The 18,215-nt window shown below is 47.8% G+C and carries 16 protein-coding genes and 1 pseudogene; 12 read left to right on the forward strand and 5 right to left on the reverse strand.

Features of this window, described 5'->3' with window-relative positions; all coding sequences use genetic code 11:
* Positions 1–131: 131 nt before the first annotated feature.
* Positions 132–1,154, forward strand: coding sequence for a LacI family DNA-binding transcriptional regulator (locus EHV15_RS19525; RefSeq protein WP_128635433.1), 1,023 nt, complete (start codon positions 132–134; stop codon positions 1,152–1,154).
* A 70-nt stretch (positions 1,155–1,224) separates the two neighbouring features.
* Here the strand turns inward: EHV15_RS19525 and EHV15_RS19530 are convergent, their stop codons facing one another.
* Positions 1,225–2,184 carry a sugar kinase gene (locus EHV15_RS19530; protein WP_128632668.1) on the reverse strand — a complete coding sequence of 320 codons (960 nt, stop codon included), beginning with the start codon at positions 2,182–2,184 and terminating at the stop codon, positions 1,225–1,227.
* 267 nt (positions 2,185–2,451) lie between these two features.
* Here EHV15_RS19530 and EHV15_RS19535 point away from each other — a divergent pair, with 267 nt between their 5' ends.
* Positions 2,452–3,090, forward strand: coding sequence for a bifunctional 2-keto-4-hydroxyglutarate aldolase/2-keto-3-deoxy-6-phosphogluconate aldolase (locus tag EHV15_RS19535; protein ID WP_128632669.1), 639 nt, complete (start codon positions 2,452–2,454; stop codon positions 3,088–3,090).
* A gap of 184 nt (positions 3,091–3,274) precedes the next feature.
* Here the strand turns inward: EHV15_RS19535 and EHV15_RS19540 are convergent, their stop codons facing one another.
* Entirely contained in the window at positions 3,275–4,495 is a 1,221-nt protein-coding gene (locus EHV15_RS19540; protein ID WP_246061950.1) for a multidrug effflux MFS transporter, read from the reverse strand.
* Positions 4,496–4,922: 427 nt separating this feature from the next.
* On the opposite strand from EHV15_RS19540, the gene EHV15_RS19545 reads away from it, so the two are divergent.
* From EHV15_RS19545 to EHV15_RS19555, 4 genes and pseudogenes are all read left to right on the forward strand, one after another.
* Positions 4,923–5,384: a sensor histidine kinase gene (locus EHV15_RS19545; RefSeq protein ID WP_342774019.1), complete on the forward strand. Its 462-nt coding sequence runs from the start codon at positions 4,923–4,925 to the stop codon at positions 5,382–5,384.
* A gap of 76 nt (positions 5,385–5,460) precedes the next feature.
* Positions 5,461–5,898, forward strand: coding sequence for a hypothetical protein (locus EHV15_RS37425; RefSeq protein WP_246061684.1), 438 nt, complete (start codon positions 5,461–5,463; stop codon positions 5,896–5,898).
* On the forward strand, positions 5,895–6,854 hold the full coding sequence (locus EHV15_RS19550) for a glycosylhydrolase-like jelly roll fold domain-containing protein (protein WP_246061685.1): 960 nt from the start codon (positions 5,895–5,897) through the stop codon (positions 6,852–6,854). The genes EHV15_RS37425 and EHV15_RS19550 overlap by 4 nt, the downstream gene beginning before the upstream one ends.
* 412 nt (positions 6,855–7,266) lie before the next feature.
* Positions 7,267–7,449 (forward strand): annotated as a pseudogene (locus tag EHV15_RS19555) (beta-xylosidase family glycoside hydrolase); the annotation flags it as partial.
* Between the two features lie 56 nt (positions 7,450–7,505).
* Here the strand turns inward: EHV15_RS19555 and EHV15_RS19560 are convergent.
* Entirely contained in the window at positions 7,506–8,261 is a 756-nt protein-coding gene (locus tag EHV15_RS19560; protein ID WP_128632671.1) for a class I SAM-dependent methyltransferase, read from the reverse strand.
* A 149-nt stretch (positions 8,262–8,410) separates the two neighbouring features.
* Here EHV15_RS19560 and EHV15_RS19565 point away from each other — a divergent pair, with 149 nt between their 5' ends.
* The 5 genes from EHV15_RS19565 to EHV15_RS19585 are packed head-to-tail and all read left to right on the forward strand — an operon-like array spanning position 8,411 to position 13,343.
* Entirely contained in the window at positions 8,411–10,012 is a 1,602-nt protein-coding gene (locus EHV15_RS19565; RefSeq protein WP_128632672.1) for an ABC transporter substrate-binding protein, read from the forward strand.
* On the forward strand, positions 10,012–10,959 hold the full coding sequence (locus EHV15_RS19570; RefSeq protein ID WP_128632673.1) for an ABC transporter permease: 948 nt from the start codon (positions 10,012–10,014) through the stop codon (positions 10,957–10,959). Before EHV15_RS19565 ends, EHV15_RS19570 begins: the two co-directional genes overlap by 1 nt.
* On the forward strand, positions 10,956–11,759 hold the full coding sequence (locus tag EHV15_RS19575; protein ID WP_128632674.1) for an ABC transporter permease: 804 nt from the start codon (positions 10,956–10,958) through the stop codon (positions 11,757–11,759). Before EHV15_RS19570 ends, EHV15_RS19575 begins: the two co-directional genes overlap by 4 nt.
* Positions 11,759–12,562: an ABC transporter ATP-binding protein gene (locus EHV15_RS19580; protein ID WP_178075900.1), complete on the forward strand. Its 804-nt coding sequence runs from the start codon at positions 11,759–11,761 to the stop codon at positions 12,560–12,562. The genes EHV15_RS19575 and EHV15_RS19580 overlap by 1 nt, the downstream gene beginning before the upstream one ends.
* Positions 12,555–13,343: an ABC transporter ATP-binding protein gene (locus EHV15_RS19585; protein ID WP_178075901.1), complete on the forward strand. Its 789-nt coding sequence runs from the start codon at positions 12,555–12,557 to the stop codon at positions 13,341–13,343. Before EHV15_RS19580 ends, EHV15_RS19585 begins: the two co-directional genes overlap by 8 nt.
* A 2-nt stretch (positions 13,344–13,345) precedes the next feature.
* On the opposite strand, the gene EHV15_RS19590 is transcribed toward EHV15_RS19585, so the two are convergent.
* Positions 13,346–14,311 carry a LacI family DNA-binding transcriptional regulator gene (locus tag EHV15_RS19590; RefSeq protein ID WP_128632677.1) on the reverse strand — a complete coding sequence of 322 codons (966 nt, stop codon included), beginning with the start codon at positions 14,309–14,311 and terminating at the stop codon, positions 13,346–13,348.
* Between the two features lie 162 nt (positions 14,312–14,473).
* Between EHV15_RS19590 and EHV15_RS19595 the strand changes: the two genes are divergently transcribed.
* Positions 14,474–15,796 (forward strand): 6-phospho-beta-glucosidase, encoded by a 1,323-nt coding sequence (locus EHV15_RS19595; RefSeq protein ID WP_128632678.1) that lies wholly within the window; start codon positions 14,474–14,476, stop codon positions 15,794–15,796.
* 96 nt (positions 15,797–15,892) lie between these two features.
* On the opposite strand, the gene EHV15_RS19600 is transcribed toward EHV15_RS19595, so the two are convergent.
* Complete coding sequence (locus EHV15_RS19600) at positions 15,893–18,211, reverse strand: helix-turn-helix transcriptional regulator (RefSeq protein ID WP_178075902.1); 2,319 nt, start codon at positions 18,209–18,211, stop codon at positions 15,893–15,895.
* Between the last annotated feature and the right edge of the window lie 4 nt (positions 18,212–18,215).

The following is an 18,215-nucleotide window of genomic DNA, read 5'->3' on the forward strand; positions in this document are numbered from 1 at the left end:
CATGTCCTGCATCGTGCTGTGAAAGAAGGGCTTTTTTTACTTTAGGGCTATCCGGACCGCAATCTGTGTTATTATGGAGGATATGGACTGTTTTTGCACAAAACTTATTTGGAAAGAGCGGAGCTTTGATGATGAAAAAGCTGACTATCGACGATGTCGCCCGTAGGGCCGGCGTTTCCAAAAGTACAATATCCCAGTACTTGAACCAGCGGTATAAGTATATGAGCGAAGCGACGCGGCAGCGGATCGCCGAAGTCATTGAGGAATTGGATTATCGGCCGAACGGCCTTGCTCGCAGCTTGAAGCAGAATCGCACTCATCTCGTCGGGGTCATTGTGGCAGATCTTGACTATACTTTGTCTATCCAGTGCGTTAGAGCCATCGAAAGTGAGCTGCAGAACCAGGGGATTCAGGTTTTGATCTGCAATGCTGACGAAAATCCGGAGAAGGAGCAGCTCTATATTGAAACACTGATTGCCAGACAGGTTGACGGTTTGATTGTGTTCCCCACGGGGCATCAGTCCTCTGCCTACAGCCGTCTTGACGAACTGGAGATGCCGTTCGTTTTCATTGACCGGCTAGTTGACGGCGTCAGTACCCAAAGCCTGCTGCTTGATAACGAAATCGCCGCCAAGATGGGAGTAGAAGAGCTGGTTCATAACGGGCATACCCGGATTGGCATGATGACGCTGCCGCTTGGGGAGCAGGGGATTACTCCGCGCAAAGAGCGGCTTGGCGGATTCCGCAAGGCAATGGAGGAGGCGGGCTTGCCGCTGCGAGAAGAATATCTTGTGAGTGCCCCGGCGCAGGAGATCGGAGCCCGGCTCTCGGAACTAATGGCGCTTCCGGAGCCGCCGACGTCGCTGATCGCCGGCAATGATATTGTGCTGGCCGAGCTATTGAAGGCCTCCAACCGGCTGGGGGTTTCCATTCCCGAGCGGCTGTCGGTCATTGGCATAGACGATGCCGGCTTTGCCCGCATCTACAATCCAGCTATCACAACGATTTGTCAGCCCACCCATGAGATGGGGGTTCAAGCCGCTAAAGTCATTCTTTCCGGCATCGAGGATCGGGACAGACCGATACCTATTACGTACCGTTTTCCACCCGCGCTTCGACGTGGGGAGTCGGTGAAAAAAATGGAGATTCGGTAAAGCCGGCAAGAACTTAAAAGGACTTTGACTTCCTCAGCATTGGAGGTCAAAGTCCTTTTAATATAGTGATTTAGCTGACAGTTACAGCGGATGCCATAAATGCCTCCAATTCAGCACGGCTTGGCAGGCCGTCCGAGTCGCCCGGTGACATAACCGCCAGCGCGCCGATCGCATTCCCCCTGGAGACAGCCGACTGGACTTCCAGCTTCTCCAATAGTCCGCTAATCACGCCGGCGGCGAATCCGTCGCCCGCGCCGACTGTATCGACAACCCGCTCCACTTTAAAGCCCGGCACAAAGCCGTGGCCTTGTGAACTCTTGTAGAAAGCCCCGCCTGGCCCCATTTTGATGACGACCAGCGAGACGCCCTGTTTGAGATAGAAATCGGCAATATCCTCAGGCTCCTCCAACCCGGTTAACAGGCGCCCTTCGCCGATGCCGGGAAAAAACCAGTCGGAACGGCAGGCCAGCTCGTTGATCGTCCGAATCATCGTCTCCTGGTCGTTCCATAATACCGGCCGCAGATTGGGATCAAAGGATATTGTCCGGTTTTGATTTTTCATGTAGTCCATGGCATGGCGCGAGAATTCCAGCATGGATGGTGAGAGCGCGGCCGAAATACCCGTAACGTGCAGATGACCGGCTGAGGCAAAGTAAGCCGGGTCAAAGTCGGCGATACCAAGCGTGGAAGCTGCGGACCCTTTACGGTAATATTCCACCTTCGGATCACCGTTTAGTACTCTGGATTTTAGAAGCAGGCCGGTCGGTTTCTCATGAGTTAGCTTTACCCTGGAGGTGTCGATGCCCTCTCGGTTCTGGGTATCCAGAATAAATCGCCCGAGGCTATCCTCTCCAAGCTTCGTGACATAGCCGGTTGGGTGACCGAGACGGCAGAGACCGGTCGCCACATTGCTTTCGGCTCCAGCCAGTGCTTTGGAGAAAGAAGCAGCTTCGTGAAGTTCGCCGACCTCATCGGCGCGGAACATGACCATCGGTTCGCCGAAAGTGACGGCGGCCAAAGCTTTTGACATGTAAGATTCCCCCTAAAGACTAATTACCCTCAAAATATCATATAAACCGGTTTTGTACAATGCCGGTCTTTACATTTACCATGGGGATGCAAATGTGATTGATCATTAATCAGCCGTTTTTACTGATTTTTACGGGAACTATAAAAAAGCATTGACGGAGCCAATAATTGTGTTTAGTATCAAGTTGAAGCAGAAATTAGTAAATTATAATTTCATTTTGATAAAATAATTTAGTAAATTTTATTATGTGCAAAGGAGAAGAGTTCTATGAAAAAGTTAAAGGTGTTGGGAAATTTACAGAAATGCGGTGTAGTAGCGGTAATCCGGGCAGAAAATGCGGAAGATGCCTGTAAAATGTCTGCAGCCTGTATTGAAGGCGGCTTAACCAATATAGAAGTGACGTTCACGACGCCGGGCGCGGAAGAAGCCATCCGCCGGTTGGTATCCGAGTATGGAAAGCAGGCGGTCATCGGCGCCGGTACCGTGCTTGATCCGGTTACGGCGCGGATTGCCATTCTAGCGGGTGCGGAATTTGTGGTCAGTCCGTCGTTTGACAAGGAAACGGCGCAGCTTTGCAACCTCTACGGAATTCCTTATATGCCGGGCTTTCTGACGCTGGGCGAAATCAAGGAGGCGTTGAAGCTGGGGGTTGACGTCCTGAAATTGTTCCCGGGCAGCGCTTTCGGTCCCGACTTCGTCAAGGCCGTTAAAGGCCCGATGCCGCATGTCAGCATTATGCCAACAGGCGGCGTTGATCTGGAAAATATGGAACAGTGGCTTAAGGCTGGCTGTATCGCCGTCGGGATCGGCAGCAACCTTACGGCTCCGGCGAAGCAAGGCCGCTACGACCAAATCATGGAATTGGCGGAAGCCTATGTATCCAAGTACCGGGCACTAAGTAAATAGAACGAGGCGGGAACACCGCTAGACTGTAAAGAGATGGCTCCCGTATGGATCAGGGGCCATCTTTTTCCTTAAAGATGATAGCTTATAAACTTAAATAAAAAATCATGGCCGGCAACCTATGTAAGGATGCCGGCCATGCGATTCAGCGTTATTTTGAACCAGCATGACATATACAAAAAAACAGTTAGCTGTTTTTTTGTACCATAAGCAGATAACACAGCAATGCACCAAGATTGGCGCAAAAAATGACTATTCCCATGGGAACGGCATTTTGCTCACCGGCTAATCCAACTAACGGAGCAACTAACGCCCCCAATATATAAGGCAGCAATCCCAATAATGCGGAAGCACTCCCAGCCGCCTTACTTTGACTCTGCATCGCTAGTGTAAATCCGGAGGTACCGACGATTCCCACACAGGCCACAACAAAAAAGAGTGGCATTAAGAACAAAATTAAATTGGCCCCCAATAAGATAGTTATCAATAATACTAACGAGGAGACTGCAGCAAGGTATATACCGAATTTGAATAGCGTTGTCTCCTTTATTTTCCCGGCTGCTTTTCCTGTAAGTTGACTGGCAATAATAATCCCTAAACCGTTCATAGCGAATATTAAGCTGTAAATTTGTTCGGATACATGAAATAAATTTTGCAGTACAAAGGATGAAGCGGAAATATAAGCAAACATCCCGGCGGCTACTAAACCTTGGGCAAGGCAATAACCAAGAAAGTGGCGATCTTTAATTAGCCGGCTAAATGTTGAGAGTACTTGTTTAAGCTCACCACTCTGACGTTTCAAGCGCGGCAATGTTTCAGGAAGGCTTAACAGCACTGACAGCAATAAAATCACACCGATAATGCTAAGTGAGACAAAAACACCTCTCCAGGAAAAGAAATTTAACAATTGCCCGCCAAAAATCGGAGCCAAAATAGGTGCAGCTCCATTAACCAACATTAATAGCGAGAAAAATTTGGTTAATTCCGAACCGGAATACATATCACGTACTATAGCCCTTGATATCACAATTCCAGCCGCGCCAGCTAACCCTTGAATAAGCCGAAAAAGAATAAGGACTGAAATTGTAGGCGCTAATACGCATAATACTGAACTAATACTATATAAAATCATTGAGAATATCAAAGGTTTGCGTCTTCCGTAAGCATCACTAACGGGTCCAGCAATCAACTGGCCAATGGCCAAGCCTAACAAACAGGCAGTAAGACTCATCTGTGCCATGGAGGCATTGGTATGGAGGTCGTTTGCAAGGCTGGGCAAGGCTGGAAGATACATGTCCAATGATAAAGGGCCAAATGCTGACAAACTTCCTAAAATAATTGCCGTTTGCAATCTGCGCAAGTGCGGAATAGATGTAGCGGTCTGATGATATGGTTTAGAAGAATTCATGCTTAACTCCCTGGAAATCATGTTTTTTGTATAGTCATTTATAAAATAATTTTGATGAATAAATCGTACCATAGCTTAATGGAAACTCCAATATATTCCGCATCATATATCCCAAAAATGACCGGGCACGAACTTAAAACTGTCCTCTTTATTTAATTTTAACAAGGGATATAATCAAATTTTGAAAGCGGATACAATTCATATGGTAAAATGGTGGAGAGTGGGTTTTCGGCAATATGAGACACTAATTCAAGGAAGGACTCGGATATGGAGCATAACCATTGGATCCGCAAGGCGGTTTTGAGGATAAAAAACATGAGGTTCCAAAACAAATTAATGTTAGGATACCTGCTCATTTGCGTTATTCCGCTTATCGTTGTAAGCGTAATCCGACGCCGCCAGCGGCCGGCTGTCCTGGCAGCAGGTATTGGAATTCAGCGGCGGGGCTTATACCAAGGATAAAGGCGGAAAGAACAGGATTATTTTGACGGGAAATACCGAACTCGGTAATTTGTTGGTCAGGACGGAGATCCCCCGCGAAAAGCTTCTGGCCAAGATCAATCAGATCCAAGGGGTGACCGTGATCGTGATCCTGGCAAGCTGTTTGATCATCACGCTCATGTCGTTTGGATTAAGCTATACGATCACGAGGCCGATCAAGGCGCTCCGTAAGAGCATGAAGCAAGCGGAACTAGGCCAATACCTGCCCATCGAGAAAAAGCAGGCCAATGACGAGATCGGCAGCCTGGTTAATAGCTATAACAAGATGATCGTAACGATCCGCACCTTGATTGAGGATGTGTATATCGGGGAGATCAAGCATCGCAAAGCCAAATTCATCGCCCTCCAGAACCAGATCAACCCTCATATGCTGTACAACTTATGGTGACCGGTATTACCACTATGGCCTCGCTAAGCTTGGCGTGTCGCTCGGACATATCGATCCGAAAAAACAAGGCCGGACGATGTGCGAGCTGTATGGGGCGTATGGCTGGACGGAAGGGTTAAAGCTGATGAAATGGCTCACCGACCATATGCTGGTTCGCGGCGTCAACCATTTTGTCCCGCATGCTTTTACCCAAAAAGCTTTTCCGGATCCGGACTGCCCGCCGCATATGTACGCGAGCGGGAAAAATCCGCAGTACCGTTACTACAAGCATTTAAACCGGTATATTAATCGGATCAGTCATTTGATTTCAGAAGGAAGGCATGTGGCGACCGCGGCCGTCGTGTATCACGCCGAAGCCGAATGGTCCGGGAAAGCGATGTATTTTCAAAAGCCGGTGAAAAAATTGATGCAGCATCAGATCGACTGCGACGTTTTGCCCATCGATGTTCTTTTGGAAGCGGCCAGCGTGAAGTCGGCAAGCTGCATGTCCATCGCGAGGATTATGAGTGCTTGATCGTACCTTATGCAGAAGCGCTTCCGGCGGCGACGGTTCGGCGTTTGGCCGAGTTTGCGGAACAGGGGCTGGCCGTTCGCTTTGTTGACGGGTTGCCGCTAAGATCGAGCGAGGGGGAGGATGTATCCGCCGAACTGTCCGAGCTTGCCGGTCAGCGGAATGTGCAGATCGTTTTATTGGATAAACTGGCGCAAGACCTTATTACAGATGGACATTTTGATATTAGAGTTAGCCAATATGAGCCGTTTTTGCGGAATTATCACTACAGCCATGACGATTTGGATGTGTTTATGTTCTTTAACGAACACCCGCAGCAAACGATTCGCACGAAGCTGGTTTTGCCTGTCCAAGGCGCTGTATATGCCTATGACGCTTTTCTGAATCGGCTCACCCGTTTGGATTCTGATGGGGGGACCGGTGCGAAAGTGGTACAGCTAGTTCTTTCTCCATATGAATCGATCGTGCTGCTCCATGGGGCTGACCTTGATGGATATACCGCCGCCTTGCCGCAGGATGCAACGGGTTCGGGTATTGAGCTTGCAGGAGAATGGACGATATCCCTTGCTAAAGCTGAAGCATATCCTCGTTTCCAGGAATGGGGAAAGGTAACGGCTCTACCGAATATGAGCGGGCCTGATGGTTTGCCGCGATTTACGGGCACCTTCTGTTATGAAACGGAATTTGAGTGGGACGAATCCGCGAACGGGGCTTTGCTGGATTTAGGCGAGGTTTATGAGACGGCAGAAGTATGGTTAAACGGCGAGTACGCAGGTGTCCGCATCTGTCTGCCTTACCGCCTGGAGATCAACGGTCTGCTTAAGAAGGGCAATAACAAGCTGATCATTGAAGTTACGAATACGTTGGTGAAAGAACAGCGCGACTTCTTGTCGTCCTTTGCGCAGCAGGAACCAAGCGGACTGATCGGGCCCGTTCGGGTTTGGCGTGCTAAAGAATGATACGCAAAAGTGCAGATGGGCGTTGAGGACAGGGAAGGCTGGTGGGTTGGTCGGCAGATCAACATCCGCTGTCCGGACGCTTTGCACGATTATCCCATTTGATCAGGAAGCAGAGAAGAAGATAAATTCAGGAGAAGGAGCTATATTCGGGAGAAGAAGATCACCTGAACCGCCTCATTTTTTCTTTATCCTGTACACAAGCCCCCCTTGCCTCTGAACGAAAGGGATAATCGTGCAAGGCAACATGCAGGGACACCAAGACACGAACGCTATAGACAGCCACCTCAGTCCGGCATCTTGGAATCAATAGAGCCAAAGTCATAATTTTCGTCAAGCGCTGCTCTCGGTTTTGAGCCCTTTTTTCAGGACAAAAGATCCGGTCCAAATCCTGAAAGCATGAAACCGATAGGCAAGCCGGTCGAACTTATTTATGACAAGCCGTCAGCAAGCCTTTTGCTGCGAGGCTGAAACGGAGATCGAGTTCAACCCGGAACACTTTCAGCAAATGGCTGGCTTAATTTTATATTATGATACGGATGATTACGTTTACCTAAGAATAACGCATTTGGAAGGGATGGGAAGGGTACTTGGGATATGGAAGCCGGCAGGCCCGGATTAGAGTCAGAGCCGCAAATAGACGCCGCAAGGCGTCTATTTTTCGGCAACGATGGCGAACATAGGCCGGTGGCGGTTTAGGATTTTTTCTCCAGCGCTATAGAACCCAGCATCGAACCCTTCATGGATTTGGATTTTGGTAAAGCCAATAAACTTAAGCATTTCGCTGTCCCATCCCGGTCTTCTTACATAAGTCAACGGCAAGGTAAGCGCCAGTTGATCTCCTTCCTCGATGTCTTTCTCTTCGCGGTACGGCAAGTAACCCAACTCGATCGCCTCCTCCTTGGCTTTGCTGAAAAGCTCTGCTTCTTGAGGATTACTCAAAAACAAATTCCAATTTGCATCGAAAATAATAACTTGGCCCCCGTCGTTAAGCATCCCATGCCAATTTTGATAAGCCGCAACAGGGTTGTATAGGAACCAAGTGACATTCCTGGAAATGATGATATCAAAGGTTTCTTCAGTCTTGTAATCTATGATATCCGTCTCAATAATTTGGATATTGCAGTTGTATTTTTGCTCATTTTGCCTAGCTCTAGCCACCATTTCAGGCGAGGAATCAATGGCGGTAACCAAGTGCCCCATACGGCTAAGCAAAACCGCAAAAAATCCGGGCCCCGTTCCAACATCCAGGATCTTTAAATTCCGTTTTCCGGATAAAAGATTACTCAGGATCGCTTTCCATTGATCATATGTATCCGATGCAAATTCGGTATCTACGATTTCATCATACACCGCTGCTCCTTTGTCCCAATAATCACGATATTGCTCTGTAAGTTTATGCTCACTCATCAACCTGGTCTCCTTTATTTAAAAAATATGTTGCAAATCGTAACTATTACGATTAATAATATACAAAGATTACTCCGTATGCAAGTGGTCATGATCATTGCAGCAGTTTAATCACCAACATCGAAGAAGAAGAAGTAGGAGGAATAGGGATGTTTAGCAGATATGGTTTCAGTGTTGCCGCCGTTTTGACGTTGTTGTTGCTTGTTGGGTGCTCACAAGCCAAAAGCCCGGTTTCCGATGCCGGCCATGAAGCAAACAAACAAATTGTTGTAGCGGTAACCCAGGATACGGAAGGAGATAAACTGGATGCCGCGACCTACAATGGAGCACGGCATGTGCATGCCGCTATATATGATGCGCTGGTGGGATATGAAGGAGGAGGCAAAATTGTTCCCGGCTTGGCCGAATCATGGGAAATCTCCGCTGACGGAAAGACCTATACTTTTCAGCTAAGGCAACAAGTGAAATTCTCGGACGGCAGTCCATTGAATTCTGCGGCTGTTAAGTTTTCTTTGGAGCGGGCGGTCGGCAGAGAAGAGAACGCTACGAATGAAATCTCCCGTTTGCTGACAAAAATAGAAACCCCTAATGACAACACCGTCGTACTTACGTTTAAAGAAACCGCGACTCAAGTCTTGTATGAGCTTAGCCAGGCCAGGCCTTTTCGGATCATGAGTCCAAACGCGGTAACTCCTGCGGGAGATGTGAATGGAGAATTTCACCAAGCGATCGGCACGGGTCCCTGGAAAATAGGCAGCTATCGGCAAGGAGTCGAGACGGTTCTGGTTGCAAACGAACATTATTGGTTGGAGCAACCGTCGGCGTATTCGCTTGTTTTTCGAGTCATTACGGATCCGCAGGCCAGGGTGCTCGCGCTGCAATCCGGAGAGGTAGATCTTGCGGGCGGGGAAGTGGGCAATATTCCGGCGGAAAGTCTCCGTATTTTTCAAAATAACGACAAATATGCGGTAGAGACGGGCACCAGTACCATGTCCTATTTTTTGGTGATCAATCAAAACAATGCGGCTCTGTCGGATAAAAATATACGCCAGGCGATCAATTACGGAAATGATGCGAGTAAATTTGCAGATGGAAGCGGTGGTCCGGTCAAAGGGTTGTTTCAAGAGAAAGTCGCCTTTGTCACGGACGATAACCAGCCGTTCTACCCTTATAACCCGGAGAAGGCAAAACAACTGATCGCGGCCTCGGGCTATGAATGGAATGAGAAAAAGCAGGCTTATGAGAAAGATGGACAAGTCCTGCAGCTGCGATTGGTGATTCAAACGGAAGAATATCCGGAGTGGAAAGAGATGGCGGAAATTTTTCAAGACAACATGAAGCAGATAGGCATCCAAGTGAGCATCGTGAATCAGGAACGGGCCGCTTACTACGATACGTTATGGAGCAGCAAGGATTATGACCTGCTTATGTATCGGACTTATACGGATGCGCAATTGCCGTATCGATTCCTGTCTTCTTTATTCTACAGTTCGCCATCTACGCCGGGCGTTGCTTATCAAGACCATCAACTGTCGAACCTGCTGGATCAGATTGCTTCCACCGTCTCGGCGGAGAAGCAGCAGGCGCTTTTTGACCAAGTGTTTCTTCGTATGCACGAGGAAGCGATGTCGGTGCCGATTTACTACGCCAAGCAGACCTTTGTTCATACGCGCGAACTTGCCGGCTTTACTTTTAATGCTATAGAAGACGATCCTTTGAAGTGGCATCACTTAAGGAAAGAAGCACAATAATGCTGCGGTCCATTACCCATCGTCTGTTGATGTTAGTGCTCACGTTTGCCCTGTTTTCATTGTTCGTCTTCACACTAATGCGTCTGGCGCCGGGGGATCCGGCGTCGATGATGCTGCTAAACATTGGAGCGGTGCCGGAGCAATCGTTGGTGGCTCATTTGCAGGCGCAATGGGGGCTTGATCAATCGTTTATTCAGCAATACATGGCTTGGGTTGTTCAGATATTCCAAGGAGAATTGGGAAATTCTTTTATGTCCGGCGAACCGGTATTACACGAAATCATGAACCGTTTAGAACCGACGTTCAGACTGATTGCCGGCTCCTTTTTGCTTACGGTGTCTGTTTCAATACCGGCAGGCATTTGGTTAGGGTTAAATGCAGGCTCGATTCCGGATCGCGTGGTTTATTCGGTAACGATTTTAGGGCTGTCGATCCCCTTATACTGGCTTGCTATTCTGCTGATGTATGCTTTCGGTGTGATCTGGCCGATTCTTCCGGTTGTCGGAAGCTCTTCCGCACAGCATTATGTGCTTCCGGTAACGACGATTTCCCTGGTCCAAAGCGTTTACTTCATTCGGATGGTACGCTCATACACCGTTCAATACAGCAAATTCTCTTATATTGAAGCGGCAAAAGCCAGAGGTTTGCGGCCCGCTATTTTTTATCCGGCTTATTTATTCCGCGCCATGTTCATCCCGATAATGACGTTAATCACGACTAGCTTGCCAAGCTTTTTTGGAGCCTCGATCATCACGGAAACGATTTTTAGTTTTCCGGGGTTTAGCAAATATATGCTCGAGGCCATTTACCGCCGTGATTTTCCCGTCATTCAGGGGAGCGCGCTGCTGGTGGCCGCTTTTATATTTGTGTTTCATTTTGTGACCGATGTCCTTTATTTTTTGGCCGATCCGCGTGTTCATCTTGATAAACAGAGGTGGGAACTATGATGAACCTCGTTCGGGCGAATAAACTTCCAGCAGCAGCTTTGTTGTTTATTGTGGTTCTTATGATTGCCGGGCTGAGCGCATCGTGGATTTCACCGTATGACCCGTTCCAAACCAATCATCAAGAAAAGCTCCTTCCCCCAAGCCTCTCGCATCCGTTTGGGACGGATTATCTGGGAAGAGATTTGTTAAGCCGCGTGATTCACGGGATCAGCGACTCCGTGTTCCCCGTTTTCATAGTTCTCAGCGTCGTTATGTTGATTGGACTGTTCGTTGGCGCGCTGAGCGCTTTTTGGGGGAATAAACTTGATCTGTTGATGATGAGCGTGACGGATATTTTTACGGCCTTGCCGAATGTCCTGCTTACTATTGTAGTGGTTGGCTTTCTCGGTTTTGGCATGGAGAATGTGTATTTGGCGGTGATTCTTTCCTGGTGGGCCAAATACGTAAGATTAATTCGCGGTCTGATCCATGATGTGAAAAAGGAGCCATATATTATGGCCAGCAGGGTAAGCGGATCGTTTGGCATGAGAACGATAATCCGGCACATGATCCCGAATATCGCCCCGCAGCTTGGAACCATGCTGATTCTGGATGTAAGCAAGGTGATTTTGACTTTATCCGGTTTATCCTTCTTGGGAATTGGCGCGCAGCCGCCTTCACCCGAATGGGGGGTAATGTTGTTGGATGGGAAAAATTATTTGCAAGTTGCGCCATGGATGGGGTTTTTCCCGGGCATGATGATTTTTCTGACCGCCTGTTCATTCCAGATTGTTGGCGAAAGGCTCAGGAGGGGGAGATAATGGATGCCGCAGTAGAAATAAAACATCTGAATATTAGAAACGCAAATGGTCAATCGCTGGTTCATAACAGCAGTTTTTGTTTGAAGCCTGGGGAAACTTACTGTTTATTGGGGGAAAGCGGAAGCGGCAAGACGTTAACCAGCAAAGCCATTTTAGGAATGCTGCCTGCCGGTCTGCAAATGTCAGGCGATATCCTGTTGCGCGGCCAAAACCTGAAATCTTTATCCCAAAAGGACTGGCGCAAAATCAGGGGGAGACAGGTGGGCGTCATTTTTCAGCACCCTGAACAAGCGTTGCATCCAGCGCTCCCGATTGGCAGACAATTAGGTGATCTTATGCTTAGCCATTTACCGGTATCGAGGCATGAGGCTGAGCAACAAGCGGAAAAGATGTTGTCTCAAGTGCTTTTGAAAGATACGGCCCATGTGATGAAAAGTTATCCTCATGAGCTGAGCGGCGGAATGAATCAGCGTGTCATGATTGCGATGGCGCTACTGTTAAAGCCTGAAGTCATCGCCGATGAGCCGACGAGCGCGCTTGATGTCACCACCCAGGCTGAAGTCATCTCCTTATTGCATCATCTGATATTGGAGCTGAACATGAGTATGTTGTTTATTACGCATGATGTACTTCTGGCAAGTTATCTTGCGGATACGATCGGTGTGATGCGTGACGGAGAAATCATCGAGCAGGGAAGCGCCAAACGAATATTAGGACAACCCGAGCATGAATATACAAAACAATTATGCAGGTACCGATCGCAAAGACTCCTTAGCAAAGGAGGTGCCGGCCCGAATGCTTGAAGTGGGGCAGTTATTCAAAGAAATGAATGGAAGGCAAATTCTGAATGACATTAATTTTGCGATTGAAGATGGGGGGTCCCTAGCCATCGTAGGCGAGAGCGGCAGCGGCAAATCCACGCTGGCCCAGTTGATTATGGCCTTAAAGCAGCCGACTTCGGGACAAATTATTTTTAACGGGCAACACTTGCCCCGCAAAGGAATCAAAGCGTATAAAGCATGGTATCGCGATATTCAGATTGTTTTTCAAAATACAGCCTCAACCTTAAACCCAGCGCTGAGCTTGTTTCAGTGTCTGGAAGAACCGTTAAAGAACTTTACAACCTTGAATAGAGCGGAACGTAAAAACAGAATCCTGGAGTACTTGGGCAAGGTGGGGCTTCGGGAGGAACTGCTTAGATACCGCCCGGGCAAATTAAGCGGGGGACAGTACCAAAGAGCCTGCCTGGCCAAAGCGCTGATCATTCATCCCAAACTATTGATCTGTGATGAAATCGTCTCGAACCTTGATATCGTATTGCAGCAGCGGATCATCGAACTGCTTAAGTCCATTCAGCGGGAACAAGGGTTGTCTCTTCTGTTCATTACCCATGACCTCTCGCTTGTGCCCGGACTGTGCAATGATATTTTAGTGATGAAAGACGGGAAAAAGATCGAGCAATTTCACACTTCCGACCTCCATAATGAAAGCGCGCGGGACGCCTATACCATTGCGTTACTTAAATCAACAGAAATGCTTGAAACCAAATGGATGATATGGAAGGAGTCCGGGCCCTCTTCTTAAACCTATGTAGATCTTCGCTCAACCACGTTAAACTCCAGAGAATGCAGTTTAAGGACGGATTGCTCCAGCATCCCCTTAATAATATTAAATGCATTCTCTGCTTGTTTATCTACGGGATAATGGATGGTTGTCAGATCCAGCAGGTGGGCGATGTCTGTATTATCGAATCCCATAATGCCCACATCATCTGGTACCGAAAATCCGGCGCGCCGCAGCTCCGTTAAAATCCCTGCCGCTACCTCATCGGTCGAGCAGGAAATCGCCTCCGGCTTGTCCATTTGCTTTATCCACCACCGCGCTACTTCTTCTCCATCGTGAATGGTCATTTTATTGTGAAATTGCGGGAAGCCGCTATCATTCAGTCCATGTTTTTGAATAAAATCCCTATACGCTCTGATGCGCTCCAGGGTATTCAGCCCTTTTGACGAGTATACGTTTAAAATTTTACGGTAGCCTTTTGCGTACAGATATTCGAGGCCAAGCATGTAGCCTTGATATTGATCCATAAAAACGGACGGTATAGTGTCACTGGTGAGACGTTGCCAAGTTACAATCGGTCCGTATTTCGTGTAGGATTCGATGATATCCCACTCATTCGTGCGGAGCAGGCAAAGCAGGGCGTCCAACTGCTTGCTGCGCAACATTTCAAGAGCTTCAAGTTCCTTATCGCAGTCTCCGTTAGTCATGAAAAGCATGATGTTAAATCCGTATTTTTGGGCAATCGTATGAAATGAGCGTATGAGCGACATTAACAGTGTACTGTATGAAACGGCGATAACCCCAATGATCCGGGTCATGCCTTTTTTTAAAGATTTCGCATTGGAATTGGGTACATAATCTAACTGTTCAATGATTTTTAAGACTCTTTCTCTCGTTAAATCGTTTACATAGGGGTGCCGATTAATTACGCGTGAAACCGTTGCCGTAGAAACGCCTGCAAGCCGTGCGATCTCTTGGATATTTGCCACCTGTGGCCCACCTCCACATTAAGCATAGCATTGTTTTGATTACTTACAAAGTAGAACCGGATGCCTTTTAAAAATCCCTAAAAATAGGGTTTGACCTGTAATGCATTACATAATCTACAATCGAATTGTCAAAAGAAACGAAGAACGAAGGAGGGTATTTCAATGAAAAAAGAATTAAAAATCGTTACGATCGGCGGCGGGTCAAGCTACACCCCCGAATTGATCGAAGGGTTTATTAAACGGCACCATGAACTTCCGCTCAGGGAACTGTGGCTTGTCGATATTGAAGCGGGAAAAGAGAAGCTTGAAATTGTCGGGGCTATGGCAAAAAGGATGGTAAAGGCGGCGGGAATCGACTGTGAAATTCACTTGACGCTCAATCGGAGAGAAGCGCTGGCGGATGCCGATTTTGTCACAACCCAATTCCGGGTAGGCCTTTTGGATGCTCGCATTAAAGACGAAACGATTCCGCTTCGTCATGGCATGATCGGTCAGGAAACCAACGGAGCAGGCGGCATGTTTAAAGCGTTCCGCACCATTCCGGTCATCTTGGAGATCGTCAAGGATATGAAAGAACTGTGCCCGGATGCCTGGTTGATCAACTTCACGAACCCGGCGGGAATGGTAACAGAAGCCGTGCTGCGATACGGCCGGTGGGAGAAGGTGATTGGTTTGTGCAACGTTCCCATTATGGCGACTAAGAACGAAGCCGCTGTACTGGAAAAAAGCGAAGAAGAATTGTTCTTCAAATTTGCCGGCATTAATCACCTGCACTGGCACAAAGTCTATGACCGAAACGGCAAAGAGCTTACCGCTGAGGTGATCGATAAACTTTACGGTCCCGATGCCAAACCGGAAAAAATCGTGGAAAATATAAAAAATATGCGCTTCTTGTATGAACAAATTGTTCAATTGGAAATGCTGCCTTGTCCTTATCATCGTTATTATTACATGACGGATAGCATGTTGAAAGAAGAACAGGAAGAGGCCAATAAAGAAGGGACCCGCGGGCAGATAGTGAAACGTCTGGAAGAAAGTTTGTTTGAACTTTATAAAGATCCCAACCTGAATTACAAGCCCAAAGAACTGGAGCAACGAGGGGGAGCATACTACAGCGACGCGGCTTGTGAAGTGATTAATGCCATCTATAACAACAAAGGCACGCGCATGGTAGTCAACACGCGCAACTGCGGGGCGATTAACGATCTGCCTTATGACAGTGCCATTGAAATTACGAGCATTATTACGGCACACGGTGCGGAGCCTGTACATTTTGGCGCATTCCCGTCCGCTCAAAGAGGGCTATTGCAGTTAATGAAGGCGATGGAAGAGCTGACGATTGAAGCAGCCGTCACAGGAGATTACGCAACAGCCTTGCAGGCCTTTACATTAAATCCTCTGGTGACAAGCGGCGACATGGCTAAAGTGGTTTTGGATGAATTGTTGGAAGCGCATAAAGAGCATCTGCCGCAGTTTAAAAAATGATGATTTGGTAACGTTCATAGCAGTGCATTAGGAAGAACAAATGGATGGGCCTGTACGGACCATCCATTTGTTTAAAGGTAATTAAAAGGATTCTTATTAGGATGTGGTGTTTTTATGCATCCTCCGATATTGGGCTGGCGTCATTCCATACACCTTTTTGAAGATGGAATAAAACGTGTTAAGCGACGAAAATCCGTATTTTTGGATGATCGGCTCAATCGGCGAGTCGGAGGCAAGCAACTCCTGACAAATGTAATTTAGGCGCTTCTCCGATATCTTCTCCGTTATCGACTGGTTTGTCTCCGCTTTATACAAACTGCGGAAATAGTTCACGGACAGACCCAAATGGTCGGCCAGCATTTTTGCGGACAAGTTCGAATCGGTTAATTGTTCTTCAATGAACTGGTCCGCCTGCTTGATCAGGGCCGCGTTTTTGGACAGACTGCGGGCAGCCTCAATGTCTTCAAGCGTCTTGGTTATAAGCGCTTCCATCCATGGCACTACGTTTTCCATCGTCTCCTGCTGTATGATCTGATTCTCGATGGAAGTCAGCCCCCATGAATGGGGCAGCGGCTGACTGGAGTGCTCCTGCATGAGCCGGCGTATGTCCATAAACAAGGTAATCAACGACATTTTACATTCAAAATAGGGCAGTTCCCGCAGCTTGACCACGGCTGAGCGTATGATTTCCAGAACCGTATCCGCGTTACCCTTGGGAAGAGCCTGAGCAATCTGCCGCTCTTTGTCCACAGGCAAATGATACAGTTCTCCTGGTGCGTCGGCCAGCCACGCCTTAATGATGAGCGCTCCGTGCCCGAATCGGAACCGTTCGTGCGTTAGTTCATACGTCTCCATATATACCTCATGCATGTCGGTCAGGCTGGGCAACGTCCTACCCCAAGCAACGGTCGTACCGATGGACAAATACTGCTCCATTAACTGCTTAGATACTTGCAGCTTCTTCGCATATTCTTCGGACAATGGAGCCGATAAGACAACCGCCACGTGATCGTTCCCCATGTCCACCGTTTGCAGCTTGTGCTTGGAAAATTGCAGCGACTCTTGGATAATATTGGACATTGCAAATCGGAGTAGACGCCGGTCCTTTTCCGGGTAGGCCTCCGTAAATTCCGAGAAGTGGTCGATTCGGAAGATGGCCACCGACAGCTGATCTTCCGGCAGAGCAATTCCCCATTCTTGAAATTGAGAACATATTTCCTCTGCCGTATGGTAGATCCCCCCCAGAAAATCCCGTAAAAACCGCTCCCTACCCAGAATTTTAGTATGCCGCCAGTGTTCGGTCAGTTCATAAATCCGATTGCGTTGGGCTGTAAACACATTGGATAAGTAGTCAAGTTCATTTGCGCTATATCCTTCGCCGGGCTTTTCCGCTTGATGCTGGCGCATCACTCTGCTAATCAGTTCTTGAATAGGCGAGTACACCCGTTTGGAAATCAGAACGATCACGGTCAATGATGCTACGAACAGAATGAGGAACAAGATCAGGCTTGTGTTGCGAAGAACAGTGATTTTTCCCAAAATGACAGACTTCGGTATAGTTTCGATAAAGGTCCAATCCTGAATGCCTTTGATGGAGGAGCCTGCGTAAACCATCAGTTGCTCTTCCTGATTGCGGGGCTGAAACAGCTTCCATCCGCTTTCGCCCTTATTCCCTTGGCTCCTGAGCTCCGCAATTTGTTCCTGATTCAAAGGAATGCTGCTAAAAACCGTCTCATCCCGATCATTCAGAACAGTGACCGACCTGTTCGCATAATTCGAATTGTTCTGAAGCAAGGTCATTAAATTAACAGTATCTATATTCAGAACGAAAGCCGAGATGGAACTGCCTTTTTCGTAAAATCTTACGATGCTAATCACCTCTTTGGCCTTAATCCCGACAAGCGGAATGGACAAGGTTCTCGGAATGAGAACGCTGTGATCCGTTGTAGCCGGATCCTGCAAACGCTTAATAATGTCCTGGTCGTAAAAAGCTTCCGCATCACTCAATCCAAGTCTGGAATCTACTACAGTATTTGTGTAATCGTTGATTAGGTATACCGAATCGATAGACGGATTGGCGTTCTTGATTTCGATAAGCCGTCTCCATACCTCATAAGTTTCAAAATCGCTGTATTGATCCGAAAGGGCATTCACCTTGAGGGTACTGTCATCGCTGGAGGAGAAGCTGAATTCCAAAGACCATTCCATCAGACGCGCAGTGTTCCGGGCACCGTTCAATAGCAAGGATTCGGAATGATCGCCGATCTCTTCCAGAAGCGTCTGGGAAGACTGCCAATAGAGCAGCGCAAAAGATACAGCCAGAACCAGAACGTTTGCACTGACAAAATAAAAAATAAGTTTCATATAAGTAGGATGCCGCTTCAGCGATGTGAAAAGTGGAAGTCTGAACTTCATTGCT

Source organism: Paenibacillus oralis, assembly GCF_003863965.1.
GTDB lineage: Bacteria > Bacillota > Bacilli > Paenibacillales > Paenibacillaceae > Fontibacillus > Fontibacillus oralis.